Source organism: Streptomyces sp. NRRL F-525, from assembly GCF_000716605.1.
In the GTDB taxonomy this organism is placed as follows: domain Bacteria; phylum Actinomycetota; class Actinomycetes; order Streptomycetales; family Streptomycetaceae; genus Streptomyces.
The window spans coordinates 1-24,554 of sequence record NZ_JNXE01000018.1 but is presented as its reverse complement, the minus strand read 5'-3'; the positions used below and the strand labels follow the sequence as shown (position 1 = coordinate 24,554).

21 protein-coding genes are annotated in these 24,554 nt (G+C 71.3%); 11 read left to right on the top strand and 10 right to left on the bottom strand.

What is annotated here, in order from left to right:
* Positions 1–94: 94 nt before the first annotated feature.
* From OO69_RS25450 to OO69_RS25420, 7 genes are all read right to left on the bottom strand, one after another.
* The gene (locus OO69_RS25450) at positions 95–1,198 is read right to left on the bottom strand and encodes a calcium:proton antiporter (RefSeq protein ID WP_033283217.1); all 1,104 of its coding nucleotides are present in this window, start codon (positions 1,196–1,198) and stop codon (positions 95–97) included.
* A 61-nt stretch (positions 1,199–1,259) separates the two neighbouring features.
* A complete protein-coding gene (locus OO69_RS25445; RefSeq protein WP_033283096.1) occupies positions 1,260–1,574 on the bottom strand; it encodes a hypothetical protein in 315 nt (104 codons plus the stop codon).
* A 128-nt stretch (positions 1,575–1,702) separates the two neighbouring features.
* A complete protein-coding gene (locus OO69_RS25440) occupies positions 1,703–2,704 on the bottom strand; it encodes a TerC/Alx family metal homeostasis membrane protein (protein ID WP_106971112.1) in 1,002 nt (333 codons plus the stop codon).
* A gap of 234 nt (positions 2,705–2,938) precedes the next feature.
* The gene (locus OO69_RS25435) at positions 2,939–4,960 is read right to left on the bottom strand and encodes a TerD family protein (RefSeq protein WP_033283095.1); all 2,022 of its coding nucleotides are present in this window, start codon (positions 4,958–4,960) and stop codon (positions 2,939–2,941) included.
* Positions 4,961–5,010: 50 nt separating this feature from the next.
* Positions 5,011–5,589, bottom strand: coding sequence for a TerD family protein (locus OO69_RS25430; RefSeq protein WP_033283094.1), 579 nt, complete (start codon positions 5,587–5,589; stop codon positions 5,011–5,013).
* A 158-nt stretch (positions 5,590–5,747) separates the two neighbouring features.
* Complete coding sequence (gene uvrB, locus OO69_RS25425) at positions 5,748–7,886, bottom strand: excinuclease ABC subunit UvrB (RefSeq protein WP_033283093.1); 2,139 nt, start codon at positions 7,884–7,886, stop codon at positions 5,748–5,750.
* Positions 7,887–7,926: 40 nt separating this feature from the next.
* Positions 7,927–8,790 carry an MHYT domain-containing protein gene (locus OO69_RS25420; protein WP_033283092.1) on the bottom strand — a complete coding sequence of 288 codons (864 nt, stop codon included), beginning with the start codon at positions 8,788–8,790 and terminating at the stop codon, positions 7,927–7,929.
* A 278-nt stretch (positions 8,791–9,068) separates the two neighbouring features.
* Here OO69_RS25420 and OO69_RS25415 point away from each other — a divergent pair, with 278 nt between their 5' ends.
* The 6 genes from OO69_RS25415 to OO69_RS25390 all read left to right on the top strand — a co-directional run bounded on the left by OO69_RS25415 (position 9,069) and on the right by OO69_RS25390 (position 15,208).
* Positions 9,069–9,944 carry a glycerophosphodiester phosphodiesterase gene (locus tag OO69_RS25415; RefSeq protein WP_033283091.1) on the top strand — a complete coding sequence of 292 codons (876 nt, stop codon included), beginning with the start codon at positions 9,069–9,071 and terminating at the stop codon, positions 9,942–9,944.
* A 45-nt stretch (positions 9,945–9,989) separates the two neighbouring features.
* On the top strand, positions 9,990–10,544 hold the full coding sequence (locus tag OO69_RS25410) for a methylated-DNA--[protein]-cysteine S-methyltransferase (protein ID WP_033283090.1): 555 nt from the start codon (positions 9,990–9,992) through the stop codon (positions 10,542–10,544).
* Between the two features lie 92 nt (positions 10,545–10,636).
* A complete protein-coding gene (locus OO69_RS25405; RefSeq protein WP_033283215.1) occupies positions 10,637–11,947 on the top strand; it encodes an MFS transporter in 1,311 nt (436 codons plus the stop codon).
* Positions 11,948–12,017: 70 nt separating this feature from the next.
* Positions 12,018–13,250: a formaldehyde dehydrogenase, glutathione-independent gene (gene fdhA, locus OO69_RS25400; protein ID WP_033283089.1), complete on the top strand. Its 1,233-nt coding sequence runs from the start codon at positions 12,018–12,020 to the stop codon at positions 13,248–13,250.
* 138 nt (positions 13,251–13,388) lie between these two features.
* Positions 13,389–14,297, top strand: a complete 909-nt coding sequence (locus OO69_RS25395; protein WP_033283088.1) for a pseudouridine-5'-phosphate glycosidase — start codon at positions 13,389–13,391, stop codon at positions 14,295–14,297.
* Entirely contained in the window at positions 14,294–15,208 is a 915-nt protein-coding gene (locus tag OO69_RS25390; protein ID WP_199811024.1) for a carbohydrate kinase family protein, read from the top strand. The genes OO69_RS25395 and OO69_RS25390 overlap by 4 nt, the downstream gene beginning before the upstream one ends.
* Positions 15,209–15,478: 270 nt before the next feature.
* Here the strand turns inward: OO69_RS25390 and OO69_RS25385 are convergent, their stop codons facing one another.
* Positions 15,479–16,273, bottom strand: a complete 795-nt coding sequence (locus tag OO69_RS25385) for a methyltransferase domain-containing protein (RefSeq protein WP_033283087.1) — start codon at positions 16,271–16,273, stop codon at positions 15,479–15,481.
* 272 nt (positions 16,274–16,545) lie between these two features.
* Between OO69_RS25385 and corA the strand changes: the two genes are divergently transcribed.
* Positions 16,546–17,673 (top strand): magnesium/cobalt transporter CorA, encoded by a 1,128-nt coding sequence (gene corA / locus OO69_RS25380; RefSeq protein ID WP_033283086.1) that lies wholly within the window; start codon positions 16,546–16,548, stop codon positions 17,671–17,673.
* Between the two features lie 40 nt (positions 17,674–17,713).
* Here corA and OO69_RS25375 read toward each other — a convergent pair whose 3' ends face one another.
* Positions 17,714–18,142 (bottom strand): CBS domain-containing protein, encoded by a 429-nt coding sequence (locus OO69_RS25375; protein WP_033283085.1) that lies wholly within the window; start codon positions 18,140–18,142, stop codon positions 17,714–17,716.
* 165 nt (positions 18,143–18,307) lie between these two features.
* Positions 18,308–18,949 (bottom strand): uridine kinase, encoded by a 642-nt coding sequence (locus tag OO69_RS25370; protein ID WP_199811023.1) that lies wholly within the window; start codon positions 18,947–18,949, stop codon positions 18,308–18,310.
* 361 nt (positions 18,950–19,310) lie between these two features.
* Here OO69_RS25370 and OO69_RS25365 point away from each other — a divergent pair, with 361 nt between their 5' ends.
* From OO69_RS25365 to OO69_RS25350, 4 genes are all read left to right on the top strand, one after another.
* Positions 19,311–20,048, top strand: coding sequence for a DUF2293 domain-containing protein (locus tag OO69_RS25365; RefSeq protein WP_199811022.1), 738 nt, complete (start codon positions 19,311–19,313; stop codon positions 20,046–20,048).
* A 180-nt stretch (positions 20,049–20,228) separates the two neighbouring features.
* Entirely contained in the window at positions 20,229–20,708 is a 480-nt protein-coding gene (locus OO69_RS25360; protein ID WP_033283082.1) for a DUF1772 domain-containing protein, read from the top strand.
* Between the two features lie 179 nt (positions 20,709–20,887).
* Positions 20,888–22,375: a glutamate synthase subunit beta gene (locus tag OO69_RS25355; protein WP_033283213.1), complete on the top strand. Its 1,488-nt coding sequence runs from the start codon at positions 20,888–20,890 to the stop codon at positions 22,373–22,375.
* Between the two features lie 331 nt (positions 22,376–22,706).
* Positions 22,707–24,554: PEP/pyruvate-binding domain-containing protein (locus OO69_RS25350; RefSeq protein ID WP_051801195.1), on the top strand; the 1,848-nt coding region annotated here is incomplete at its 3' end.

The window sequence follows — 24,554 nt, the reverse complement described above, 5'->3', positions numbered from 1 at the left end:
GTCCCGCCCGAGCCCCCGCGCCTCACGGACATCCTCGCCTCACGGAAATTCTCGCCTTGCGGAACCGCACACGCGGCGGGCGGGACGCCTCGCGCTACGGATTGATCGCCAGCTCCAAGTAGGCCGCGAACAGCACCAGATGGACTCCGCCCTGGAGCGGTGTCGCCCGCCCCGGCACCACCGTCAGCGAACTCACCACAACCGTCAGGGCGAGCAGCACCATGTGTGTGGAGCCGAGGCCGAGGACGAGCGGCCCGGAGAGCCAGATGGACGCGAGGGCGACGGCGGGGATGGTGAGGCCGATGCTGGCCATCGCCGAGCCGAGCGCGAGGTTGAGGCTGGTCTGCACCCGGTCGCGGCGGGCGGAGCGCAGGGCGGCGATGGTCTCGGGGAGCAGTACGAGCAGCGCGATGATCACACCGACGACGGCGTGGTGCAGTCCGGCCGCCTCGACGCCGGACTCGATGGTCGGCGAGACGCCCTTGGCCAGTCCGACCACGCCGATCAGGGCGAGGCCCAGCAGGCCCAGGCTGATCAGGGCGGTGCGGGCGGAGGGCGCGTCCGCGTGGAGGTCCTTGGTGATCGTCTCGCCCTGGTGGGAGACCGGCAGGAAGTAGTCGCGGTGCCGCACGGTCTGCGTGGCCACGAAGAGGCCGTACAGGGCGAGTGAGGAGAGCGCGGCGAAGGTGAGCTGGGCGCCGGAGAACTCCGGGCCCGGCTTGCTGGTGGTGAAGGTCGGCAGCACCAGGCTGAGCGTGGCCAGGGTCGCCACGGTGGCGAGGGCGGCGCCGGTGCCCTCGGGGTTGAAGACCGCCGTGCCGTGGCGCAGCGAGGCGACGATGAGGACCAGGCCGACGATGCCGTTGCAGGTGATCATGACGGCCGCGAAGACGGTGTCCCTGGCGAGGGTCGAGCTCTTGTCGCCGCCGTCGGCCATCAGGGTGACGATCAGGGCGACCTCGATGATCGTCACGGCGACGGCGAGGACCAGGGAGCCGAAGGGTTCTCCGACGCGATGGGCGATCACCTCGGCGTGGTGCACCGCGGCCAGCACGGCACCGGCGAGGACCACGGTCACCAGGGCGACGACCACGGCGGGCAGATCCTTGCGCCCCCACGTGAAGATCAGCAGGACGGCCGCGAGCACCGGTACGAGGGTCGTCCACCGGGTGGTGAGCGACCTGAGCCGAGTGATCATGAAGCGATCCTCGCAGAGGCGCACGGGCCCCGCATTCCGGCGGTGCGGAGCCCGTCCGGCACTACTTGAACTCGGTCACGTCCAGTACGTCGCAGTCGGTGAACGACGGCGGCCTGGTACACAGCGCGGCCATCCGCTCGGCCATTTTGCCGGTCTCCGGATCCTGGCTGTTGCGCATGGCGTCCTCGTACGAGTCGAACTCGATCACGACGAGGACATGGCCGGGATTGCTCCGGTCCCGCAGGACGAGGCGGTGCGTCGGACCGCCGGGCCGGCCGGCGATCCGCTTGTCCGCCTCCTCGGCCACCGCCTGCATCTCGTCGAAGCGGTCGGTCTCGAAGTCGACGATCTGCACGAACTTCTTCGATACGTCCATGGATACCTCCACCCGGCCGTGGCGCTCCCGGACCGGTCGCGCTCGGTATCCAACGAAGCACCGGGAGCAGTGGTCGGCAATTCATCGTGCGGTGCTCCCGGTGATCGTTTCTCCTACGTCGGACGTGGTCAGGCGTCGATGCTGTCCTTCGGGGCGCCTTCGGTCCCGGACTGCGCCGCCTCGGCCGCCGCCGTCTTCTTGTTGGCCATCAGGCTGGTGATCGTGGTGACGATCAGGACCGCGCAGATCACGCCCAGGGAGACCGGGATGGAGATCTCCGGGACATGGACGCCGGACTCGTGCAGTGCGTGCAGCACGAGCTTGACGCCGATGAAGCCGAGGATGACCGACAGGCCGTAGCTGAGGTGGACCAGCTTCTTGAGCAGGCCGCCGATGAGGAAGTACAGCTGCCTGAGGCCCATCAGCGCGAAGGCGTTGGCCGTGAACACGATGTACGGGTCCTGGGTCAGGCCGAAGATCGCGGGGATGGAGTCGAGGGCGAAGAGCACGTCCGTCGTACCGATGGCGAGCATCACGACCAGCATCGGGGTCATGATCCGCTTGCCGTTCTCCCGGATCCACAGCTTGGTGCCGTGGTACCGGTCGGCCACGCCGAAGCGGCGCTCGGCGGCCTTGAGCAGCTTGTTCTCCTCGAACTCCTCTTCCTCCTCGTCGGCGCGGGCCTCCTGGATGAGCTTCCAGGCGGTCCAGATGAGGAAGGCGCCGAAGATGTAGAAGACCCACGCGAAGCTGGCGAGGATGGCCGCGCCGGCCGCGATGAAGATGGCCCGCAGGACCAGGGCTATGAGGACGCCGACGAGCAGCACCCGCTGCTGGTACTGCGAGGGCACGGCGAACTTCGCCATGATCAGGACGAAGACGAAGAGGTTGTCGACGCTCAGCGACTTCTCGGTGATGAAGCCGGCGAAGAACTCGCCGCCCGCCTGGCCGCCCCCGAAGAGGAGCAGACCGAGTCCGAAGAGTCCGGCGAGGGCGATCCAGACGATCGTCCAGATCCCGGCTTCCTTGATCGACACGTCATGCGGCTTGCGGCCGATGAAGAAGTCGACCGCGATCAGGGCCGCCAGCCCCACGATGGTCAGGACCCACAGGGTCACGGAAACGTCCACTACTGCTCCTCCGGCGGTATTAACGGCAAATGGTCAGCGTCGTCGCTACCGGAGGTCTCTTCCACCTTGGACGGGTGTCCAGGGCCGACGCCCCGGGATCTGGCCTGATCCGTATTGACGGGTACGCCGCAGCAGATAGGGAGTACTCCCCTCCGTACGGAAAAGCCTACCCCAACCACCAAGGAAAGGTAAAGCGATTACCAAAGAAAGGACAAAAGCGCAGGTGGGGGCTCTTTACCTGAGCTTGGTGCGGGCCGTCGCGACCTCTGTCAGCACCTGCCGCAGCACCTGGCTGCCGGGCGGCACGAGCGAGGGCTCGTACGTCCAGGCGTGTCCGACCCACGGGTCGGCCAGGTGGTCGTCGGGCAGCGGGGTGAGTCGCATCAGCGAACGCCAGAGGGGGTCGAGCAACGGGCCGTAGCCCGCGGCGTCCTCACGGTCCGCGACCATCATCAGATGGACGCCGACGCTCGGGCCCTCGTCGGCGAGATAGCGCAACTGGGTCACGGCGCGGTCGTCGAAGCCGTGCGGGAAGTCGTTGACGATCAGCAGTTGCTCGGCCGTGTCGAGGCCGGGCGGCAGCGAGTCGGCGGCGCCGCCGCGCACCGCCATCTGCACCAGGTCCACCCGCTGGGTGAGCCGGGTCAGTACGTCGGTCACCCCGGCGGCGCCCACGGCGGGCGGCGCCGCGAGCACGCCGGTGTGCACCAGCGGGACCAGCGCCTGCGCAGCCGACCCGGCCGGGTCGATGACGTGCACGGCGAACTCGCCCGCCGGATAGACGGCGAGCAGCCGGGCCGCGTGCGCCACGGCCGTGTCCAGCGCGAGGCGCCGCAGCTCGGGCGAGTCGGTGAACGAGCCGTCGAGGGACTCCGCGCCACCGCTGTCGATCCACAGGCCGCGCTCCAGCGGCAGCCGGACCAGCATCGGGACGCGCAGCTCGGGGCTCTCCGGGAGGTGGAGATCGCCGAGGCGCACGGCCATCGGGATCTCCATCGGGGCGCGGTAGCCGTGCCAGACGGGGTTGTCCCAGCCGGCGAACGCGGGCGGGAGCGCGGGCTCGACCACCTCGGACTCGGCGGCCAGCTGGGCGAGGTCCCGGTCGAGGGCCGCCCGCGCCTGGTCGACGAGTTGGGCGTGCTTGGCCTGCGCCGCCTCGCGGGCCGCGTCCCCCTGACCGCCGATCCGGCTGCGCGGGTCGGACAGGGCCTGGTCGAGCTCCTTCTCCATGCGCGAGTCCGCGAAGTCAACCGCGCTGCGGTACGCGGCCATCGTGCGCGCCAGGTCCTCGAACATCCCCCACACCTGGTTGTACAGCCGCTCCTCCATCGACCACCCGGTCGCGTCCCCGGCAACGGGCCGCGCGGGCTGCCCGGGCGGAGCCGGGGGCGCGGTCGGCGCGGGCGACGGGGGCGCCCCGGTCTGCCGACGCGGGTGGCTGTAGTCGATCGGCCCACCGGTAGTGGGGGGCGCGGGCTGGGCGGCGGGGTCCGCGGGCGCGGCGGAACCGGGGAATCCGGACTGCGGCGCTACGGCTCCCGGGGTGCCCTGCGTCCCGTACGGAGACGTCGGCTGCGGCGCTACGGCTCCGGGTGCGCCCTGTGCCGTAGGCCCACTCCCCTCCGGGCCGAGGGCAGGGGTGGCCGTCTGGCGGGTGCGGTCGCCGTCCGGGGTGCGGGGTGGGGGTGCTGCCACGGAGCGGGCGAGGCCGTGGGCCACCGCTTCGTTGATGCCGGCCGCGAGGTGCGCGGCCTGGGGCAGGCCCTGGTCGGTGAGGAGTTCGGCGAGGCCGCCGGCGTAGCCCTGGCCTACGGCGCGTACCTTCCAGGCGCCCTGCCTGCGGTACAACTCCAGGGCGACCACGGCGGATTCGGCGTCCAGGCCGGTGATCGTGTAGCTGGCGACCTCGGTGCCGTCGAGGCCGGTGACCGCTATGAAGGGCGCGGCCACGGCGCCGAAGCGGGCGGGGCCGTCGCCGCCGAGGGGCAGGGCGAGGAGGACGCTGACGCGGTGCACGATCTCCGGCATGGCGCCCAGGTCGACCGCGAGGCGGTGTTCGGCGGCCGCCTGCTTGGAGACCTCCAGGCCGGGCAGGGTGGGCGTGCCCGGGTGGGCCACCCACTCGACGCCGTGGATCCTGCCGTGCTCGTCGCCGAGCGTGGCGGCGGCCACGACCGGCTGGCCTGCCGCGACCCGGATCTCCAGGCGCACTTGGGAGAGCGGGTGGTTCTGCCCTCGCACCAGCTCGGCTGCCATCGCTCTCGTCCCCCTGCTCAGCCGTGTCGTGTCGTGTGCGCCGGGCCGTCCTACAGGTGCGGCAGGATCGCCGGCATCAGGTCCTGGAAGGTACGGCCGTTGGTCGGTGTGCCGAGGGCCGTCAGCGTCCAGCCCGAGCCGGTGCGGTGCACCTTCGCCATGATCTGGGCGGTGTACTGGCCGCCGCCCGCCAGCGTGTAGCGGGCCAGCTCCTGGCCGTTGGTCTCGTCGACCAGGCGGCAGAACGCGTTCTGCACCTCCTGGAAGGTCTGGCCCGTGAAGGAGTTCACGGTGAAGACGATCTGGTCGATGTGGACCGGCACGCGCGCGAGGTCGACGAGGATCGCCTCGTCGTCCCCGCCCTGGCCGACACCGCCGACGAGGTTGTCACCGGTGTGGCGCACGGAGCCGTCGTCGCTGACCAGGTGGCGGAAGAACACGACGTCGACGGGCTGCTTGTCCGCGAAGAGCACGGCGGACGCGTCGAGGTCGATCTCCCGGGTGCGCGAGCCGAACAGGCCGCGCCGGGGTGCCGCCTGCCAGCCGAGGCCCATGCGCACCGCGGTCAGGCCCGACCCGTCGTTCTTCTGCAGACTGATGGCCTGACCCTTGGTCATGTTGACCGTCACGGCTGTTCCCCTCTCGAACTGTCCCCTGTTGCCGCGGAATCCGCGGATGTCCAGAACCCTACGCAGCGCCACTGACAGTGCCGAACCCCGCATCGGACTTTGTGTCGGTCTTGCAACACAGAGCGCGTACCCCGAGGTCGGGCGGTCCACGCGGGCGGTCAGGCCAGGCCGCCCTCCTTCATCTGGCGCAGTTCCTTCTTCATCTCGTGGACCTCGTCGCGCAGCCGGGCCGCGACCTCGAACTGCAGGTCGGCGGCGGCGGCACGCATGCGTGCCGTCATCTCCTCGATCTGCTCGGCGAGTTCGGCCGCGGGACGGTCGGTCGGCACCGTGTCCTGGGCCTTGCCCTTGGCGGACTTGGCGCTCTTCGCGGCCTTGCCGCCGAGCGCGGGCACGGGGGTCTTGGCGCCCTTGCCGTCCTTGGCCTTGCGGTAACCCGAGCCGAGCAGCTGCTCCGTGTCGACGTCCTCGCGGGCGATCTGCGCGACGATGTCGTTGATCTTCTTGCGGAGCGGCTGGGGATCGATGCCGCGCTCCGTGTTGTACGCGACCTGCTTCTCCCGGCGGCGGTTCGTCTCCTCGATGGCCTTCTCCATCGCCGGGGTGATCCGGTCGGCGTACATGTGGACCTGGCCGGAGACGTTGCGTGCCGCGCGGCCGATGGTCTGGATCAGGGAGGTGCCGGAGCGCAGGAAGCCCTCCTTGTCGGCGTCCAGGATGGCGACCAGGGACACCTCGGGGAGGTCGAGGCCTTCCCGGAGGAGGTTGATGCCGACCAGGACGTCGAACTCGCCGGAGCGCAGCTCGCGCAGCAGCTCGATGCGGCGCAGGGTGTCGACGTCGCTGTGCAGGTAGCGGACCTGGATGCCGAGTTCCAGGAAGTAGTCCGTGAGGTCCTCGGCCATCTTCTTGGTGAGCGTGGTGACCAGGACCCGCTCGTCCTTCTCGGTGCGCTTGCGGATCTCGTGCACCAGGTCGTCGATCTGGCCCTCGGTGGGCTTGACGACGACCTCGGGGTCGATGAGTCCGGTGGGGCGGATGATCTGCTCGACGGCGCCGTCCGCGCGCGAGAGCTCGTACTTGCCCGGGGTCGCCGAGAGGTAGACCGTCTGTCCGATGCGCTTCTGGAACTCCTCCCACTTCAGGGGGCGGTTGTCCAGGGCGGAGGGCAGCCGGAAGCCGTGGTCGACGAGGGTCCGCTTGCGGGAGGCGTCGCCCTCGTACATGGCACCGATCTGCGGGACCGTGTTGTGCGACTCGTCGATGACGAGCAGGAAGTCTTCCGGGAAGTAGTCGATCAGGGTGTTCGGCGCGGAGCCGGGCTCGCGGCCGTCGAAGTGCATCGAGTAGTTCTCGACGCCGGAGCAGGAGCCGATCTGGCGGAGCATCTCCAGGTCGTACGTGGTCCGCATCCGCAGGCGCTGGGCCTCCAGGAGCTTGCCCTGCTTCTCCATCTCGGCCAGCCGCTCGGCGAGTTCCTTCTCGATGTCGTTGACGGCCCGCTCCATGCGCTCGGGGCCGGCGATGTAGTGGGAGGCCGGGAAGACGTAGAGGTGCTCGTCCTCGCTGATGATCTCGCCGGTGAGCGGGTGGAGGGTGGAGAGGGCCTCGATCTCGTCGCCGAACATCTCGATGCGGACGGCCAGCTCTTCGTAGACCGGGAAGATCTCGATGGTGTCGCCGCGGACGCGGAAGGTGCCGCGGCTGAAGGCCACGTCGTTGCGCGTGTACTGGATGTCCACGAAGCGGCGCAGCAGCTGGTCGCGGTCGATCTCGTCGCCGACCTTGAGGGGGACCATGCGGTCCACGTACTCCTGCGGTGTACCGAGGCCGTAGATGCAGGAGACGGAGGCGACCACGATGACGTCGCGGCGGGTGAGCAGCGAGTTGGTCGCGGAGTGGCGCAGGCGCTCGACCTCCTCGTTGACCGAGGAGTCCTTCTCGATGTAGGTGTCCGACTGCGGGACGTAGGCCTCGGGCTGGTAGTAGTCGTAGTACGAGACGAAGTACTCGACGGCGTTGTTCGGCAGGAGCTCGCGGAACTCGTTGGCCAGCTGGGCGGCCAGGGTCTTGTTCGGCGCCATCACCAGGGTGGGGCGCTGGAGCTTCTCGATCATCCACGCGGTGGTGGCGGACTTGCCGGTGCCGGTCGCGCCCAGCAGGACGACGTCCTTCTCACCTGCCTCGACGCGTCGGGCCAGCTCGGCGATGGCCGCCGGCTGGTCGCCGCTGGGCTGGTAGGAACTGACGACCTCGAAAGGCGCCACCGTGCGTTCGATGTGGGAAACGGGCCGCATGGAACCAACCGTACGACCCACCACTGACAACGGGGTCGGATCAGCGGTTCTGCGGGGTGCGGGAGCGGCGGTGCCCGAGCTCGCGGGCGGCGCGGACCGGGGCGCGCCGGGGGTGCGGGACGAGGGCGCCGGCCGGGACGCCGGGCTTGTGCTCGACGGGGGCCTGGGCGGGTTTCCCCATGACCATCAGCGGGTCGAACATCACGACGACGCCGGCCAGGAGGAGGAAGGCGAGGGGGCCGATCATCATGGGCGCGAGGAGGGAAGCGGCCGACACGCCGTCGGTGGTCGGGGCCGTGCCGTGGACGTGGACGCTGAGGGCGGCCATGCCGGTGTAGTGCATGCCGGCGACGGCGAGCCCCATGACCAGGCTCGCGCCCACGCTCCACAGGAACCCGCGGACCTGTCCGGCGGCCCAGAGGGCGCTGATCGCGGCGACGACCGCTATGACGACGGACACGGCGACGGTGAACGTGTTGTATTCGAGATTTCCGTTGAGGCGCATGCTGGCCATGCCCAGGTAGTGCATCGAGGCGATGCCCAGGCCGGTGAGGGTGCCGCCGGTGAAGAGCGCCGTCCCGCGGGCTCCCCTGTAGCCGACGATGAAGATCCCGACGCCCACCATGACGATGGCGACGGCGAGGCTCGCGAAGGTCATCGGCTTGTCGTAGTGGACCGGTGTCTGGCGGACCGAGAAACCCATCATCGCGATGAAGTGCATCGTCCATATGCCGGAACCGATCGCCGCCGATCCGAGGGCGAGCCATCCGGGGCGCCAGGACTGGGCGACGAGCATCGATCTGGTGGTGCAGCGCAGGCCGAGGGCGCCGCCGAGGCACGCCATGAGGTAGGCCACCAGCGGTGTGACGAGTCCGTAGCTGAATCCGTCGACCGTGCCCTGCATGCGCAGTTGCCCTTCCGTCCTGTTCCATTCCGGAATTCCTGAAACGCGCCCAGCCCCAGGACCGCCGGAACGGTCAGGGTCGACGCAGAGAGTATGACCCCCACCGGAATGGTCGAACGATTTTCCGGCAAAGAAACACGGCCCTGCCCCAGTTGTGCGGCACCGGTGAGCGGACTTGGGCAACACCATTCATTCTGTGTCCATCCTGTACCCCACGGGTAGTGACGTTCCGCTGTCATCCTTGAGCTGTATGTGATCGCTCGATGCGAGGAGTACGCATGCACCTGCGCGCAGTTGCCGCCTCGACCACCGCGCTCCTGGGGGCCGCCGCCCTTCTGCTCCCCTCCCCCGCCGCCCGGGCCGGCGACGCCACCCAGTGGCCCACGGTCGTGGCCCACCGGGGCGCGTCCTCCTATGCGCCCGAGAACACCCTGGCCTCCATCGACAAGGCGGCCCAGCTCGGCTTCCAGTGGGTGGAGAACGATGTCCAGCGCACCAAGGACGGCGAGCTCGTCGTCATCCACGACGACAGCCTGAAGCGCACCACCGACGTCCAGAAGGTGTTCCCGGATCGAGCTCCCTGGAAGGTGAAGGACTTCACCGCCGCCGAGATCGCGCGCCTCGACGCGGGAAGCTGGTTCGGTCCCGCGTTCACAGGCACGCGCGTGCCCACGCTCACGCAGTACATGCGTGAGGTGGAGCACAACCACGAGAGTCTGCTCCTGGAGATCAAGAACCCGGAGCTGTACCCCGGCATCGAGCAGCAGACCCTCAAGCTCCTGGGCAACGAGGGATGGCTGGACCAGGGGCACCTCGACGACCGGCTGATCGTGCAGAGCTTCAGCGCGGACAGCATCCGCATCGTGCACGACCTGAAGCCCGCCATCAGGACCGCCTTCCTCGGCACACCCGCCGTGTCCGCGCTGCAGTCGTACGCCGCCTTCACCGACCTGATCAACCCGTCGTACGGCTCGATCTCCATGGGCTACGTCTCCGCCGTGCACGGGCACACGGGCCCGCACGGCAGTCCGATGGAGGTGTACGCCTGGACCGTCGACGACGCGCCCACGGCGTGGAAGGTCGCCGGGTACGGCGTGGACGGGCTCATCACGAACAAGCCGGACGTGGTGCGGTCCGCGCTGAACGGCTTCTGAGGCCGCTCGCGGGGCGTTGTCAGTGCCGGGTCGTACGGTGGGCGCATGGACAGCCATGGGCAGAACGAGCAGCGGGTGGTGTGGACCGTGGTCGGCACCGACATCGGTCCCCTGCTGCTGGCCGCGACACAGGACGGCCTGGTCAACGTCGTCTTCCACGCCACGGACGCGGTGCGCGACAAGACCCTCGACCGACTGGCGACCCGGCTGGGCACCGAGCCGGTCGAGGCGCCCGACTCCCCCTTGCTGGCCGAGGCGATACGTCAGTTCGAGGCCTACTTCGCCGGTGATCTGCGCGACTTCGAGCTGCCGCTCGACTGGTCCCTGATCTCCGGCTTCAACCGGCAGGTGCTGCGCGAGCTGGCGTCCGGCGTGCGGTACGGCTCGGTCGTCGGGTACGGCGATCTGGCCGGGCGGGTCGGGCAACCGCTCGCGGCCCAGGCGGTGGGGGTGGCGATGGGGTCCAATCCGCTGCCGGTCGTCGTGCCGTGCCATCGGGTCGTCGAGAGCGACGGCGGCATCGGCGGGTTCGGGGGCGGCCTGGAGACGAAGAGGAAGCTGCTGGCGCTGGAGGGGGTGCTGCCCGAGCCCTTGTTCTGAGGGCTCGGTCGGACCGGGAATCGGGGGGATGTCGTGCTGGTGAGGACCGGCTTCACGTGCGCGTGCGGCGACGGCGGTACCGGGTGCGCGCCGTGACCGCCGTCGAGGGGCGGGGCGCGCTGCCCGTCACGGCCGACCGGCTGCCCGCGCTGCGGCGCCGGGTGTCCGGGGTGCTGATCACGACCCAGATCCTGGGCGGCCTCGGCGTCGCCACCGGGATCGCACTGGCCGCCGTACTGGCCAAGCAGGTCAGTGGGACCGAGTCGCTGTCCGGGCTGGCGCCCACGGCGACGGTGACGGGGACGGCGGTGCTGTCGATGCCGTTCGCGGCGCTGATGACGGCGCGTGGGCGGCGTCCGGGGCTGGTCCTCGGGTATCTGGTCGGGGCGCTGGGAGCCGGGGTCGTGGTGCTCGCGGCGAGCATCGGGAGCTTTCCGCTGCTGCTGTGCGGCATGGCCGGGTTCGGGGCTGCCTCGTCGGCGAATCTGCAGTCCCGGTTCGCCGCCGCCGATCTGGCCGAGCCGGAGCAGCGGGCCCGGGCCATCTCCCATGTCGTGTGGGCGACGACCATAGGGGCGGTCCTCGGACCCAACATCGCCGCGCCCGCGGGCCGTAGCGTCTCCGGGCTCGGGATACCCGCGGCGGCGGGGCCCTTCCTGTGGGCGGGTGCGATCTTTCTGGTCGCCGCCGTGGTGGTCGCCGTGATGCTGCGGCCCGATCCGTTGCTGACGGCGCGGGCGCTCGCGCCGGACGAGGACCGGTCGCCGGCCGCGCGGTCGTTGCGGGCCGGGTTCGCGGCGGTGATGGCCTCGCCGCGGGCGCGGCTGGCGCTGGTGACGGTGGCCGTGTCGCACACGGCGATGGTGTCGGTGATGGCGATGACGCCGGTCGAGTTGGGGCACCACGGGGCGAGCATCGATCTGGTCGGGCTGGTGATCAGCGGGCACATCGCGGGGATGTACGCGTTCTCGCCGCTGATGGGGAGGCTGTCCGACCGGGTCGGGCGGCTGGCGGGGATAGGGCTCGCGGTGGGGCTGCTGGCCTGTGCCGCGTTTCTTGCCGGTACGGCGGGTGGGAGTCACGGACGCATCGCGCTGGGCCTGTTCGTGCTGGGCCTGGGCTGGTCGGCGGGGCTCGTCTCCGGGTCCGCGCTGCTCACGGACTCGGTGCCACAGCCCGCGCGTGCCGCCGCGCAGGGCCTGTCCGACCTCACGATGAACACCTCGGCGGGCATCGGCGGGGCGGTCGCCGGGCTGGTGGTCGCGGAGGCGAGTTACGGCTGGCTGAATCTCACGGCCGCCTGCCTGCTGATACCCCTGGCCGCGCTGGCGCTGTTCACCCGCTCCCGGAAGATCCCGGTTTCCGATGTCCCGCGAAGGGTGGCCGGGAGGCCGGGCCGGTAGCAGACTCCGCCGTGCGCGCGCACAGCCACTGGCATCCGGGGGATCGGAGCCGAAGGGACGGCGAACACGCATGAGTGGAAGCGGAAACAGGGCAGTCGCGTATCTCAAGCCGGGAGCGGTCGAGGTCAGGACCATCGACTATCCGACGCTTGAACTGCAGGACGGGCCGGGAGTCGCACCCGCCAACGTCGGCCGCAAGGTCCGGCACGGGGTGATCCTGAAGGTGCTCGCCAGCAACATCTGTGGCAGCGACCAGCACATGGTGCGCGGCCGGACGACCGCGCCCGAGGGGCTGGTCCTCGGACACGAGATCACCGGAGAGGTCGTCGAACGGGGTCCGGACGTCGAGTTCATCGACGTGGGCGACATCGTCTCCGTACCGTTCAACATCGCCTGCGGCCGGTGCCGCAACTGCAAGGAACGCAAGACGGGCATCTGCCTGAACGTCAACCCGGCCCGCCCCGGTGCGGCTTACGGCTATGTCGACATGGGCGGCTGGGTCGGCGGTCAGGCCGAGTACGCCATGGTCCCGTACGCGGACTTCAACCTGCTGAGGTTCCCCGACCGGGACGAGGCACGCGAGAAGCTGCTCGATCTGACGATGCTGTCGGACATCTTCCCGACCGGGTTCCACGGCGCGGTCACCGCGGGCGCCGGGGTCGGGTCCACGGTGTACGTCGCCGGGGCGGGGCCGGTCGGTCTGGCGGCGGCCGCGTCGGCGCAGCTGCTGGGCGCCGCGGTCGTCATCGTCGGCGACCTGAACGCCGAACGGCTGGGCCAGGCGAGGAGTTTCGGCTGCGAGACCGTCGACGTCTCGCGCGGCGACATCGGGGAGCAGATCGCCGAGATCCTCGGCGAGCCCGAGGTGGACGCCGCGGTCGACGCGGTCGGCTTCGAGGCACGGGCGCACGGCCCGGACGCCCCGGAGGCGCCGGCGACGGTCCTCAACTCGCTGATGGGCGTCACGCGCGCGGGCGGTGCCCTGGGCATCCCCGGGCTGTACGTCACCGCCGACCCCGGTGGGGTCGACGAGGACGCGAAGAGCGGCACCCTGAAGGTGCGGCTCGGGCTCGGGTGGGCCAAGAGCCACACCTTCACGACCGGTCAGTGCCCGGTGATGACGTACCACCGGAGTCTGATGATGGCGATCCTGCACGGGCGCGTGCACATCGCCAAGGCCGTCAACGCGACGCCCATCTCCCTGGAGGAAGCACCGCGCGGCTACGCCGAGTTCGACCAGGGCGCCAGCCGTAAGTACGTGCTCGATCCGCACGGGACGCTGGCGGGTGTGAGCCCGGTCTGAGGCACGGAAAGCGGGGGCCACGCACGCGTGGCCCCCTTTTTCCACGTCGCCCGCTGGTGGTGTCCCCCACAGTCCGCGAGGGTTTGACCAGGCCCGGCACCCGCCAGGGATGAGGGAAGACCGAACGACAGGAGGCGCGTGGTGCTGGTGGTGTCCGAGGAAGTACGCGAGGCGATCGACGCGCGTCGACCCGTGGTGGCCCTGGAGTCGACGATCATCGCGCACGGGCTGCCGCGCCCGCGCAATCTGCAGGTGGCGCTGGAGCTGGAGGCGGCGGTACGGCAGGAGGGCGCCGTACCCGCGACGATCGCCGTGCTGGACGGGCGGCCCCATGTCGGCCTGGACAAGGAGCAGTTGGAGCGGGTCGCCAACGAGGACGGCATCCGCAAACTGGGCCACCGCGACCTGCCGCTCGCGGTGGCGGCGGGGGCCAGCGGGGCCACCACGGTGTCGGCGACGGCGCTGCTGGCGGCGCGGGCGGGCATCCGGGTGTTCGCGACCGGCGGGCTCGGCGGGGTGCACCGGGAGTGGACGGTGACGCAGGACGAGTCCGCCGACCTGGGGCTGCTGGCGTCCACCCGGATCACGGTGGTGTGCGCGGGCGTGAAGTCGATCCTGGACGTGCCGGCGACCCTGCAACGCCTGGAGACGCTGGGAGTCGCGGTCGCCGGGTACGGCACGGACCGCTTCCCCGGCTTCTACCTCTCCGACTCCGGGTACCCGGTGGACTGGACGCTGGAGACTCCCGAGCAGGTCGCGGCCGTGATGCGGGCACAGGACGCTCTCGACGCCCCGGAGTCGACGCTGATCGTCGCCAATCCGGTGCCCGAGGACGAGCAGTTGGATCCCGCGCTGCACGCGCGTGTGCTCGCCGACGCGCTGCACGCGTGCGAGGCGGAGGGCGTCACCGGGCAGGCGGTCACCCCGTTCCTGCTCGGCTACCTGGTCGAGCACACCGACGGCGCCTCGCTGACCGCCAACCTGGCGGCCGTGCGCGGCAACGTACGGCTGGCGGGGCGGATCGCGGCGGCCTGGGCCGAGGCGTGACGACGGAGCCGAACGGCGCGCTCCTGGTCGTCGGGGACGTCGTCACGGACGTCGTCGCCCGGCACCGGGGGCCGCTCGCCCCGGGCACCGACACCGCCGCCGCGATCCGCACCGTGCCGGGCGGCGCGGGCGCCAACGTGGCCTGCTGGGCGGCCCATTGGGGCTGTACGGACGTACGGCTGCTCGGCCGTGTGGGTACGGACGCGGCGGTGTGGCACGAGCGGGAGTTGGTCGCCTCCGGGGTACGGCCCCGTCTCGTCGTCGACCCGGAGGCCGCGACCGGGACGGTGATCTGCCTGGTCGACACGGGGGCGTCGGCCGAGCGGACGTTCCTCACGGACAGCGGCGCGTCCCTGCGGCTCGATCCCGGCGACTGGTCGGACTCCCTGCTCGACGGCGTCGTACGGCTGCATCTGTCGGGCTATCTGCTGTTCTCGGAGCCGAGCCGGGCGCTGGTGGCCGCGGCGCTGGAGTCGGCACGCGCGCGTGGGGTGCCGGTGAGTCTGGATCCGGCGTCGGCGGGGTTCCTGGTGGAGCTGGGCGTGGACCGTTTCCTCGCGCTGGTCGAGGGGGTGGACGTCCTGCTGCCGAGCCGTGACGAGGCGTGCCTGCTCACGGGGTTGCCCGATCCGGCGGACGCGGCGGCCAAGTTGAGCCGCCATGTCCCCCTGGTGGTCACCAAGCAGGGCGCCCAGGGAGCGCTGGTCGCCCACTCCGGCACCGTCCACGCACGCGTACCGGCCGAGCCGGCTGTTGCCCTTGACACCACGGGCGCGGGGGATGCCTTCACGGGGGCGTTCCTCGCGACGCTGCTGGCGGGCGCCGATCCCGAGGAAGCCGCGCGGGAGGGATGCCGGGCGGGGGCTCGGGCGGTGGAGCGGGTGGGAGGGCGGCCGCCTGGGCGGGGGTGAGGGGCAGCGGTGATTCGGTCAACGGTGCTGGGTGCAGGGCCAGTTGTGGATCAGGTAGCCGTGTCGGGCGGAGGGGCGGCTGTACGGGGTTGACGGCCACCGGTGCCGGATGGCGGAGCCGGGCGAGCAACGGTAAGGGCCGCCTCATGGCACCCCGTCGCCGAAGTCACCGGCGGCCGAACCGGCACCCAGCACCGACAACCCGGTACTGACAACCCCCGCACCGGAAGCGGCAGTCTCCCCCGCCGATCATCAACTCCCGCTCCCCGCCTACGCCTTCCGCCCCCACGCCGAGATCATCGGAGCCGTCGCCAGATCCATCGTGCCGGAGGCGACGTTGGCCAGGTGGCGGTCGATGTCCTCGTCCGTGGCCAGGCCCGCGGTGACGAGCTGGTCGCGGATCTGGCGGACCGTGGCGGACTCCAGGGCGGCGCAGGCCGGTGAGGTGACCGGGAAGTACGCGTCGGCCTCGACGCGGCGCAGGCCGGCCTCGCGGAGCAGGCGCGGGAGTCGGCGGCCGTAGGAGAGGTCGGCGCCGCGGTCGGCGAGGAGCTTGCGGAAGCCGTGGCGGAGGCGGTTCGCGAGTTGTTGCTCGGGGCCGTGTTCGTCGGGGCAGAGCAGGGGCTGGAGGGCGGGGTCGGCGTCCTCGATCAGGAGGCGGCCGCCGGAGCGCAGGGACTTGATCATCGAGCGCAACGCCCGTTCCCGGTCCGGCACATGGACGAGGACGAGCCGGGCGTGCACGAGGTCGAAGCCCTCCCCCGGCGGTTCCTCGGCGCCGACGTCATGGACGCGCACCTCGATCGGCGGGCGGGCTGCCGAAGCGACCTGGGACGTGTCGATGTCGGTCGCTACGACCTTCCCCGTCGGGCCCACCTTCTTGGCCAGCCAGGACACCACCGAGGTGCCGCCGACGCCGACCTCCCAGACGCGCCAGCCGGGTCCGACGCCGAACCCCTCCAGGTGCCGGAACGTCGTGGGGTCGAAGAGCGTGGCGAAGGCGTCGAAGCGCTGTCCCGCCTCGGACTGCCGGTTGTCGAGGAGATACCCGTCGGATCGCGTCATGCCGCGATCATCCCAGTTGCCCCGGTTGTCGGGAGGGGGCGACGCTCCGGTTGTCGGGCGGGGCGAAACTCCGGTTCCGGCGCGGGCGGAGCTCCGGCCCACCGCGCCCTTGTCCCGGCCGTGCACCGGTTCGTCCACGGCTTCGTCCACAGCCGGGAACAAAGCGGAGGATTCCGTTCCCACAGGCTTACCCACGGCTCACTTCGGCCTGGCAAACTGGCACGCCAAGGCGCAGAAATGCGATGCGAGGGGATCCACGCAAGGAGATCCGGATGTCCATGGCAGGGAATCTTCGGAAGGTCACGGGCCTCGGCAGGGTCGGCGGCCTCCGCAAGGTGGCGCGGCTGGCCCGGCGGCACCCGCGGGTCGACCTGAGCCACCATGCCCGGTCACCGCTGGGCTCCTCGGTGGTGAAGTGCGTCACGTATCAGGACGGCGTCCGGGTGCCGGTCGCCGGCGACCTGGTGGACACCGTCGAGCGGGTGCGCAAGAAGGAGGACGGCTTCGTCTGGCTCGGCCTGCACGAGCCGACGAACGAGGAGTTCGCGGGCATCGCCGAGCTCTTCGACCTGCACCCGCTCGCCGTCGAGGACGCGATCGAGGCGCATCAGCGCCCGAAGGTGGAGCGCTACGGCGAGACGCTGTTCGCGGTGTTCAAGACGGTCTGCTACGTCGAGCACGAGAAGCTGACCGCGACCAGCGAGGTCGTGGACACCGGCGAGATCATGGTGTTCGTCGGCGCCGAGTTCGTCATCACGGTGCGGCACGGGCGGCACGGCTCGCTGGGGCCGCTGCGCGAGGAGCTGGAGTCGAACCCGCGACAGCTCGCCAAGGGACCGGCCGCGGTACTGCACGCGATCGCGGACCATGTGGTCGACGACTATCTGAGCGTCACGGACTCGGTGCAGGCGGACATCGACCAGGTGGAGACGGACGTGTTCGCGGAGAACGGCGCGCGGGCGGACCCGGGCCGTATCTACCAACTCAAGCGTGAGCTGCTGGAGTTGAAGCGGGCGGTCGTCCCCCTCAGCCGCCCGCTGGAGGAGCTCGCCACCCGGCCGATGCGGGTGATCGGACCGGAGATACAGGCCTACTTCCGGGACGTCTCCGACCATCTGCTGCGCGCGAAGGAGCAGATCGCGTCCTTCGACGAACTGCTCAACTCGATTCTGCAGGCGCACCTCGCGCAGGTGACGGTCGCGCAGAACGAGGACATGCGGAAGATCACGGCCTGGGCCGCGGTGATCGCCGTGCCGACGATGGTGTGCGGTGTGTACGGCATGAACTTCGACCACATGCCGGAGCTGCACTGGCGGTTCGGCTATCCCCTGGTCATCGGGGTGATAACCGTGGCGTGTCTGGCGCTGTACCGGGGCTTCCGGCGCAACGGCTGGCTGTGAACGGCAGCCGCTGAACCGGAAGCGGAAGTCGTCCGGTGGTTCAGCGCATGCCGCTGCGGGCGTAGACGCTCTCGACCCAGCCGGCGAGTTGTTCCTCCGTCAGGTGCTGGGCCAGGTCGGCCTCGCTGATCATGCCGACGAGGCGTTTGTTCTCGATGACGGGGAGCCGGCGGATCTGGTGTCCCTGCATCTCCTGGAGCACCTCGCCGACATCGGCGCCGGAGTCGATCCAGCGGGGGGTGCCCTGGGCCATCTCGCCCGCGGTGATTTTGGCCGGGTCGTGGCCCATGGCCACACAGCCGACGACGATGTCCCGGTCGGTGAGGATGCCGCAGAGGCGTTGGTTCTCGTCGCTGATGGGCAGGGCTCCGACGCCCAGTTCGCGCATCAGCTGGGCGGCGCGGTCCAGGGTTTCATGGGCGGGGATCCACTGGGCGCCCCGGTGCATGATGTCTCCGGCGGTGGTCATGAAGTACCTCCCGGTGCCGGACGGCCGGCGCGGCACAGAACGTTCCGCTAGTCCCGGCGCCCTACATTCTCGCCGCGCGGCCGGGTGAACGCACCCCGACGGTCACGACTTCCGGTGCGCCGGCGCGCCGCCCCGGCCCCCGCGGGGGCTCACCGGGTCCGTGGATCAGCCGTTCCACGCCGGGTGACGCGGGTCGTCGGCGCGGACCAGGACGTCCGCCGTGCCGGCCGGGTCGGTCTCGTCCTCGTAGCGCTCGAAGGCGGGGAGGGTCCAGTGCTCGGGCTCGGGGGTACGGCGGCGCAGGGCGCCCGGTGAGAGGAGGACGTGGACGGACAGGTCGAAGGGGAACCAGTGCCGGAGGAGGAGGGGACCGTGCAGCAACAGGACGGCGCCGGGCGGGAGTTGGACGTAGGGGCTGCGGGTGGCGCGGTCGGCGACCGGGTCCCAGAGGTCGGGCAGGACGCGGCCGTCGCCGTCCGGGTCGAGCGGGCCGAAGACCTCGCGCCACAGGGCACGGGTGTCGAACCAGCCGTCGTAGTACGCCTCGACGTCCTGGCGTCCGTACTCCAGGCGCAGAGAGGCGGGGCGCAGGAAGCCCTCGGTGCCGACGACGAGCGAGGGGCGGCCGCGGACGCGCAGTGCCTCCGCGACGCGTTCGGCGAGGTCGCCGGGGTGGGCCGCGGGGGCGCCGTCGATGGCTACGCGCGGCCAGGGGCTGCCGTCGGCCGGCTTCAGGTCGAGCAGACGCTCGGCGAGTTGGTCGCCGAGCCGGTCCCAGGTGATCGCTTCCAGTCGCACAGGGCCCATGATGCGGCAGGCCGCGATCAGGGTGGGCGCTGCTGGACAAGAGCGTTGGGCATGAGGGGGGGTCGTGGTCCTCGGAGGTGGGGTGGGATCGCCCTCGGGTGTGTTGTGGGGTCGGGGTCGTGGCGGTACGGCCAGCCCGCCGCCTTCGGGGCCCCTCGGTTTGCTACCACGGTGGGGCGGGGTTGGTGCCGGGTACGCGGCGGGCTGCGCCGTACCGCCACGACCCACTCCCGTTGCGTTGGCGGCTGCGGGCTCGTGGGGCATCCCGGGGGGTGGGTGGAGCAGGGTGCCCCGTGCATCGGGCGTCACCGTCTGGGAGGGGATGGGAGAGCGGTGCGCGGCAGGAGGGAATGCTTCTCCTATGGCTCGCACGGCAGCGCTCGCGACTTCCCCGACCCCCCGTGGACTTCTGGTTGTTCAGCCGCTGAGGAAGCGGCACTGTGCCGGGTGCCGTGGGGGGCCGTTGGCGTTGGTGGTCGTCGAGGGTGGGGTGCCTCGGTGTCTCGACTGTGTGGATCTCGGGCATCTGGTGTTTCTGCCGCGCGGTGACACGGCGTTGACGCGGCGGGCGCGGGAGGAGAGTGGGTTGTCGGCGGTGGTGGTGCGGTTCCACCGGCGGCGGGGCCGGTACGAGCGGCAGGGGGTTCTCGTCGAGGAGGCGGGGCTCGCGCGGGCCGAGGAGCGGTGTCTCGCGGACGCGGAGGCGCGACGGCGGCGCCGGGCCCGGGACGCGGTGCGGCGGGCCGCGGAGGACGTGCGGTTCGCGGAGGCGTTCGCGGCGGAGATACGACGCCTGTTCCCGGGCTGTCCCGAGGCGCGGGCCCGAGCTGTCGCCGCGCATGCCTCGGTGCGGGGCAGCGGGCGGGTGGGGCGGAGTGCGGCGGGGCGGGCGTTGTCCGAGGGCGCGGTGGTCTCGGCGGTGGTGGCGGCCGTACGACATGTGGACACGCCCTACGACCAGTTGCTGATGAGTGGGGTGCCGCGACATGAGGCGCGGCGGCGGATCTCGGTGGAGGTGGAGGGGGTGCTGCGGGGGTGGAGGGAGGGGAGGGAGGGCGGTGTTCGGACGGGGGCCCGGGAGGAGGCCGACGCTGGGTGAGGAGGCCATGAGGGAGGCCGGTTGCCCAGGGTGCTGTCGGCGGTGCGGAGCGTGTCGTGGACGTGCGCTTATGCCTCGGCGATTCTCGGCCATGGTGACCCGGTCGGGGGCTGGGTTGACTTGTCCCGGTGGGCGGTGGTGGGCAGGATCTCGGCTCTACGGGCGGGAGTTGGTGTCGGCATGATCGGTGAACCGTATGTCACCCTGACGGTTCTGGGGGTGCTCGCGACCGGGGTGATGGCCGGGGTGTTCTGTGCCTTCTCCGTGCTGGTCATGCGGGGGCTGGCCGGGTTGCCGCCCGCGCAGGGGGTCGCCGCGATGAACGCGATCAACACGGCGGCGATGACGCCGGCCTTCATGCTGCTGTTCGCCGGTTCCGCGGTGGTGTGCGCGGTGATCGCCGTGGTGACGTTCGTGCTGTGGCCGGATCGGGGGACCGTGGAGCTGCTGCTGGGCAGCGCGCTGTATCTGTTCGGCGCGTTCGGGCTGACCCTCGTCGCGAACGTGCCCCGCAACGAGGCGCTGCTGAAGCTGGACCCGGGGACGCCGGAGGCCGCCGCGTACTGGCCGTCGTACGTGCGCGAGTGGACGATGTGGAATCACGTCCGCGCGATCGCCTCGGCCGCCGCCGCGCTGGTGTACATGCTGGCTCTCACCTGAGAGAAACCGCATGATCACCTGAGCGCGCACTGGTGAGGGCGCACCAAGCCGTCCGCGGGGCCGTGCGAGAAAGCCGTCTCGTCCCACTCTGCGCGCCCGGCCGCGGGGCCTTATCGTGGCTGAAAGAGTGCCGCCCGATGACGCACGGCCTGTCGTACGCGGACGCGAGGAAGACGGCCATGGCCGATCCCAAGGGTTTTATGACCACTCCGCGCGAGGAGTGGCCCCGCAGGCCCGTCGAGGAGCGGGTGCGGGACTGGGACGAGGTGTATGTCCCGGGCGCGCTGCTGCCGATCGTCACCAAGCAGGCCGACCGGTGCATGGACTGCGGCGTCCCGTTCTGCCACGACGCCTGCCCGCTCGGCAATCTGATCCCCGAGTGGAACGATCTCGTCAGCCGGGACGACTGGCGCGCGGCGAGCGATCGGCTGCACGCCACCAACAACTTCCCCGAGTTCACCGGGCGGTTGTGCCCGGCGCCGTGCGAGGCGGGGTGCGTGCTCGCCATCAACCAGCCCGCCGTCACCATCAAGAACGTCGAGGTCGCCATCGCCGACCGCGCCTGGAGCGACGGTTTCGCGCCACCTCGGCCACCGGACCGGCTGTCGGGGCGGACCGTCGCGGTGATCGGCTCCGGGCCCACCGGCCTCGCCGCGGCACAGCAGTTGACGCGGGCCGGGCACACGGTCGCCGTGTACGAGCGGGACGACCGGCTCGGCGGCCTGATGCGGTACGGCATCCCCGAGTTCAAGATGGAGAAACGGCATCTGGAACGGCGGCTGGAGCAGATGCGGGCCGAGGGCACGAAGTTCCGTACGTCGACGACGGTCGGGCGGGACATCGGGGCGGCCGAGCTGCGGGCGCGCTACGACGCGGTGGTGATCGCCACGGGAGCGACGGCCTGGCGTGAACTGGACGTGCCGGGGCGGGAGTTGACCGGCGTCCATCAGGCGATGGAGTACCTTCCGCTGGCCAACCGGGTGTGCGAGGGCGACCTGGCGGCCTCTCCCCTGTCCGCAGCCGGGAAGCATGTCGTGATCGTGGGCGGCGGTGACACGGGGGCCGACTGTCTGGGTACGGCGGTGCGTGAAGGGGCCGCGTCCGTCACGCAGTTGGACATCTACGCCCAGCCGGACGCCGAGCGCGACGAGGACGCGGAGCCCTGGCCGACGTATCCGAAGATCTACCGGCTCTCGGCCGCGCACGAGGAGGCGCGGGACCTGGAGACGGCTCCGGCGGCGCACGCGGACGCGCGGCTGTTCGCGGCGTCGACGCTCCACTTCGAGGGTGACGGGGACGGGCATGTGCGGTCCTTGCACCTGGTCGAAGTCGACGCGCAGCGGCGCCCGTTGGACGGTTCCGGACGCAGCCTGCCCGCCGATCTCGTGCTGCTCGCCCTCGGGTTCTCCGGGCCCGACCGCGAGGACGGCCTCGTCGATCAACTGCGGTTGGCGATGGCGCCGCGCGGCACGATCACCCGGGACGCGGACTTCGCGACGAGTGCGCGCGGAGTGTTCGTCGCCGGGGACGCGGCGCGCGGGCAGTCGCTGATCGTGTGGGCGATCGCGGAGGGGCGGGCGGTGGCGGCGGCCGTCGACCGTTATCTGACCGGGAGTTCCCAACTCCCGGCGCCCATCGGGCCGTACGACCGCCCGATGACCGTGTGAGGCGGCGGAGGAAGCAGTCGGAATCTCTGCTGCCGGATGGGCAGGCGTACGTCCGTGCTCACACCTGGGGATGAGGCGGGGCGTACTGCGCGAGTACGAGGCGCCGGGCGGGCTCTCCTCCCGGCTCACGAAATCGTTCGGTGGCGGGCCGGAAAGTGGCTTCGGGCCGACCTGTGGGCCAACGGCGGTGGGATCATCGGCGTAGGAGGCGAGTCGTGGTCGGCCCGGAGTGGGGTCGGGCGCGGCGGCGCCCCCATCCTTCGTTCCGTCGTCAGGCGCAGGGCCACCCCCGCGCGTCCCCCCTGTTGGCGGTCGGTCCTGGAGGGTGTTGATGACGACGCTCGACGAACGTCATGGCGAGGACGCACGGGAGGCGGAGGGGGCGTACCGCCCGGACGCCGCCGTCCCCCTCGGTCAACTCACGGCGATAGAGCCCCTGTTCGCCGGTTCCAAGGCGGCGAACCTCGCCCGCGCGGCCCGGGCCGGACTGCCCGTGCTTCCCGGGTTCGTGATCCCCGAGGGCGCGGGCGACGACCCCGCCACCCTGCGCCGGGCCTGGCGGGACCTCTCCGACTCCGGAGCGCGACCCCTCGTCGTACGGTCCTCCTCGCCGCAGGAGGACACCGAACAGTCGTCCCTGGCAGGGCAGTTCGCCTCCGTGCTCGATGTGCGCGGGTGGTCCGCCTTCTGTACGGCCGTGCGGACCGTGCTCGATTCGGCGCACCGGCCCGACGGGTCCACCGCGCCGATGGCGGTGCTGGTGCAGCCGATGCTGACGGCTCGGGTCGGCGGGGTGATGTTCGGCGCCGACCCCGTCGAGGGGCGTACCGACCGGATGCTGGTGAGCGCGGTGCGCGGCGGTCCGGACAGTCTGGTCAGTGGTGAACAGGCCGGTACCGACTACTGGTTGAGCCGACGGGGGCGGCTGCTGCGCACCGAGCCACCGACCGCCGACGCGCTGCTCACCCCCTCCGAACTACGGCGACTGGCCCGGCTCGCGCGCCGGACGCGGCAGGTGTTCGGAGGGCCGCAGGACATCGAGTTCGGGTTCGGGCTCGGGCTCGACGAGGACGGGGATCAAGTCGGGGGCGGGCGGCTGTGGTTGTTCCAGAGCCGCCCGATCACCGCCATGGCGGCGCGGCCGTCACGCGGGGCGCGGTTGCTCGGGCCGGGGCCGGTCGCGGAGACGTTGCCGGGCCAACTCCAGCCGCTGGAAGAGGACTTGTGGGTCACGCCGATGGCCCGTGGGTTGACCGCCGCGCTGGACATCGCGGGCAGCGCGCCGCGTCGGCTGCTGCGTACGGTGCCGGTCGTCACGACGGTCGGCGGCTGGGCCGCGGCCGACCTACGGCTGCTCGGCGCGGCCCCGCCCCGGCGCCGGTGGCTGGCCCTGCTCAACCCGGCGCCGGGAGCACGGCGGCTCGGCTCGGCCTGGCGGGTCGGCCGACTCACGGCGGCGCTGCCCGGGCTGTCCGCGGACCTCGTGGCGGACATCGACCGCCGCCTCGCCCAAGTCCCGGCCCTCGCCGAACTCCTCGGCCCCGACCTGGCCGCCCAACTCCGCTGGACCCGCGCCGCCTTGGTCTCCCTGCACGCCCAAGAGGCCCTCGCGGGCGCCCTGCTGCACGAGCCGCCGAAGTCCCGCACGGCCGCTGGGGCCGCCCTGACCGCCCTCGCGGAGACACGGGCCCTTGGCATCCCGGACGAGCAAGCAGCCGCCGTCGCGCCGAGCGTGCTGGCACTCACGGCACCGAGCCTGCGGGGGCGGGGGCAGGAGTGGGGGCGTTTGCCGCAGGGCCCAGCGCCGGGTGCCGGAAACGCCGGCCCGGAACTGCAGTCGGTCGCGCCGGCCGAGTGGAGAACACCGGGCGTCCTTCCCTCGCGGAGAACCCCGGGCGCCACTCCCGAGCGGAGAACAGCAGGCGCCCCTCCCGAGCAGCGAACCCCGGGCGCCCCTCCCGAGCGGCAGACACCGAACACCCCTCTCCAGCAACAGGCACCGGCCGCCCGACCAAGCCGGGAGAGCGACCCCGGCGACCGGATGCCGGGGTCCGCCCCCACGCCGACACTCGGAAGCAACGGCCCCTTCCCAACGTCCATGCCGACACCCACGCCCGCACCAACGAACCACCACTCCCCCAGCCCCCTCACCCTCACCACCTCCCGCACCCCCTCCCTC

Excerpts from the sequence above, each read along its gene's own strand:
- OO69_RS25450 (WP_033283217.1), bottom strand. The coding sequence starts at position 1,198 with ATGATCACTCGGCTCAGGTCGCTCACCACCCGGTGGACGACCCTCGTA.
- OO69_RS25445 (WP_033283096.1), bottom strand. The coding sequence starts at position 1,574 with ATGGACGTATCGAAGAAGTTCGTGCAGATCGTCGACTTCGAGACCGAC.
- OO69_RS25435 (WP_033283095.1), bottom strand. The coding sequence starts at position 4,960 with ATGGCAGCCGAGCTGGTGCGAGGGCAGAACCACCCGCTCTCCCAAGTG.
- uvrB (WP_033283093.1), bottom strand. The coding sequence starts at position 7,886 with ATGCGGCCCGTTTCCCACATCGAACGCACGGTGGCGCCTTTCGAGGTC.
- OO69_RS25420 (WP_033283092.1), bottom strand. The coding sequence starts at position 8,790 with ATGCAGGGCACGGTCGACGGATTCAGCTACGGACTCGTCACACCGCTG.
- OO69_RS25415 (WP_033283091.1), top strand. The coding sequence starts at position 9,069 with ATGCACCTGCGCGCAGTTGCCGCCTCGACCACCGCGCTCCTGGGGGCC.
- OO69_RS25410 (WP_033283090.1), top strand. The coding sequence starts at position 9,990 with ATGGACAGCCATGGGCAGAACGAGCAGCGGGTGGTGTGGACCGTGGTC.
- fdhA (WP_033283089.1), top strand. The coding sequence starts at position 12,018 with ATGAGTGGAAGCGGAAACAGGGCAGTCGCGTATCTCAAGCCGGGAGCG.
- OO69_RS25385 (WP_033283087.1), bottom strand. The coding sequence starts at position 16,273 with ATGACGCGATCCGACGGGTATCTCCTCGACAACCGGCAGTCCGAGGCG.
- corA (WP_033283086.1), top strand. The coding sequence starts at position 16,546 with ATGTCCATGGCAGGGAATCTTCGGAAGGTCACGGGCCTCGGCAGGGTC.
- OO69_RS25375 (WP_033283085.1), bottom strand. The coding sequence starts at position 18,142 with ATGACCACCGCCGGAGACATCATGCACCGGGGCGCCCAGTGGATCCCC.
- OO69_RS25370 (WP_199811023.1), bottom strand. The coding sequence starts at position 18,949 with ATGGGCCCTGTGCGACTGGAAGCGATCACCTGGGACCGGCTCGGCGAC.
- OO69_RS25365 (WP_199811022.1), top strand. The coding sequence starts at position 19,311 with ATGGCTCGCACGGCAGCGCTCGCGACTTCCCCGACCCCCCGTGGACTT.
- OO69_RS25360 (WP_033283082.1), top strand. The coding sequence starts at position 20,229 with ATGATCGGTGAACCGTATGTCACCCTGACGGTTCTGGGGGTGCTCGCG.
- OO69_RS25355 (WP_033283213.1), top strand. The coding sequence starts at position 20,888 with ATGGCCGATCCCAAGGGTTTTATGACCACTCCGCGCGAGGAGTGGCCC.